The 2,562-nt window shown below is 64.8% G+C and carries 2 protein-coding genes; both read right to left on the minus strand.

The window, feature by feature from the left end; genetic code table 11:
• Nucleotides 1–74: 74 nt before the first annotated feature.
• On the minus strand, nt 75–884 hold the full coding sequence (istB, locus tag CH305_RS28610) for an IS21-like element helper ATPase IstB (protein WP_094705667.1): 810 nt from the start codon (nt 882–884) through the stop codon (nt 75–77).
• Nucleotides 881–2,398, minus strand: coding sequence for an IS21 family transposase (gene istA / locus CH305_RS28615; protein WP_143545337.1), 1,518 nt, complete (start codon nt 2,396–2,398; stop codon nt 881–883). The genes istB and istA overlap by 4 nt, the downstream gene beginning before the upstream one ends.
• Nucleotides 2,399–2,562 lie beyond the last annotated feature (164 nt).

Consider the following 2,562-nt stretch of genomic DNA (forward strand, 5'->3'; position numbering starts at 1 on the left):
TGTCAATGGCCAGGTTGATGTCCCCGCTGGTGGCCAGGTGAAAGTCCCCGGTCCGTGTTGATGTTTCCGGTTTGTCAGGGGCTGTCCTTTCGGTGTTGTGCATCTTTCATGCGGTAGGACTCGCCGTCGGTGACGACGATGGAGGCGTGGTGGAGAAGCCGGTCGAGGATCGAGGCGGCGGTGGTGTGCTCGGGCAGGAACCGTCCCCATTGCTCGAACGGCCAGTGCGATCCGATCGCCAACGAGCGGCGTTCGTAGGCACCGGCTACGAGACGGAACAGCAACTGCGTGCCTGTGTCGTCGAGCGGGGCGAAGCCCATTTCGTCAATGATGATCAGGTCGACCCGCAGCAGTGATTCGATGATCTTGCCGACGGTGTTGTCGGCCAATCCGCGATACAGGGTTTCGACGAGATCCGCGGCGGTGAAGTAGCGGACCTTGTGTCCAGCGTGCACGGCGGCGACACCGAGTCCGATCAAGGTGTGCGACTTGCCTGTCCCGGCGGGTCCGATCATCGCCAGGTTCGACTGTGTCCGAATCCATTCCAGGCTGGAGAGGTAGTCGAACACTTTCGGTTGGATCGACGACGCGGCGACGTCGAAGGACTCCAACGTTTTGGTCACCGGGAACGCCGCTGCTTTGAGCCGGTTGACGATGTTGGAGGCATCGCGTGCTGCGAGTTCGGACTCGATGAGCGTCCGCAGCACTTCTTCCGGGGTCCAGCGTTGCGTTTTCGCGGTGATCAGCACCTCCGGTGCGGTCCGGCGGATCGCAGCCAGTTTCAGTCGCCGCAGTCCGGCGTCGAGATCGGCTGCGAGTTCGGGAACATGCTGGGGTGCAGCAGTCTTCGGAGGCTTCGCCGCTGTGGTGGTGGTGTCGGTCATGACGGCACCTGCGTATCGGCGGCAGGCGGCCGGATGGCGTAGGCATCGAGTGAGCGTGTCGGTGCGGTCGGTAGGTCCAGGATCAACGCGTCCCCGGCAGGCCTGGGCTGCGGCGCTCCGGCACCGGCAGCGAGGATCGATCGAACATCGGCGGCCCGAAATCGGCGGAAGGCAACCGCCCGGGTCAACGCTGCCACCAACTGCGCGGTGCCGTGCGCCGCACCGAGTGCAAGCAGGATCTCGAGTTCGGATCCGAGTCTGGTGTTGCCGATCGCGGCGGCACCGACAAGGAATGCTTCTGCTTCGGGTCCGAGTGCGCAGAACTGTTGCTCGACAGTGGTTCTCGGCCTGGGTCCGCGATGGGGCGCGGGTCGGGCACCGCCGTAGTGGGCGTCGACTACCGACGCGGTGCCCGGCTGGCCCAGGTCGTGTTCGGCGACGACCTCACCGGTGGCCGGCTCGACGACCACCAACCGTCCCTCGGTCTGGACGAGGGTGACCGTCGCGCCGATCAACCGGACGGGCACCGAGTAGCGCGCGGACGCGAACCGCACGCAGGACAGGCGGTCGACTTTGCGGGTCACCGGTGGTGGACCGATCTCCAGGCGTAGCGATGGCAAGGGCGACAACAACTCTCGCTCTTCGTCGAGTCTGTCGTTCGGGACCGCGCATATCTCCGAATGGATGCGGGCGTTGACTTCCGTGCACCAGAGTTTCGCGGCGACGTTGGCGGTATGGACGTCGACGGTGGTGCCGGCGACCGCTGCTTCGGTGAGCAACGGGACAGCGAGATCGCGTTGGGCGTAGCCGACGAGGTTTTCCACCACTCCTTTCGATTGCGGGTCGTTCGCGTGGCAGAAGTCCGGCGCGAACCCGTAATGAGCAGCGAAGCGGACGTAGTCCGGGGTGGGGATGACGACGTTCGCAACGACTCCGCCTTTGAGGCATGCCATGCGGTCGGCGAGGACTTTGCGCGGGACACCTCCGACAGTGGCGAGTGCTTCGGCGATCAATGCCATTGTGGTGGTGGCCTTCTCGTCGGTGGCGAATGCAGCGAACCGCGACCGCGAGTACGCCATGACAGCGCAGAACAGGTGCAGACCGCCCACGGTGGCCCAGTCGATGATCAGGTAGTCACCCGGTGCCCACACCGCGGGCCGGCGGCCGCGGTGATGGTCGGTGCGCCAGCATTGCTTCTCCTCGGCCACCAGGCGGCGGAAGTTGCGGTCCGAACCGGTGTAGCCGGCCTTGCGGGCGATCGGCAGGATCCGTTTCGCCGAGATTCGGCCCTGAGATTTGTCGACCCGTTCGGCTACCAGGTCGGTGACGGCGGCGTAGTTGCGTTCACGCTCGGCCCGCTGCGGTGGTGATTGGCCGGCCTGATCGGCTTCGAACTTGTCGATGGTGCGTTTGACGGTCTTGTGGGTGGTGCCGACGAGTTCGGCGGCTCCTCGGTACGACCCGACTTCGCGGTAAGCGGAAATGATGTCCATGCGTTCCTTCGCAGACTTCAATGGAACTCCCCGGGCGGTGCGGTGTGTGGTTGGCACCTTCACCGTCACCGCTCGGGCCAGAAGTTCCTGATCGACACGACGAACACGGGGTGGGGACTTTCAGTTGGCCACCAGTGGGGACCTCGACCTGGCCACCAGTGGGTACTTTTTCATGGCCACGGACA

This window comes from Rhodococcus sp. 15-649-2-2 (assembly GCF_002258645.1).
Classification (GTDB): domain Bacteria; phylum Actinomycetota; class Actinomycetes; order Mycobacteriales; family Mycobacteriaceae; genus Rhodococcoides.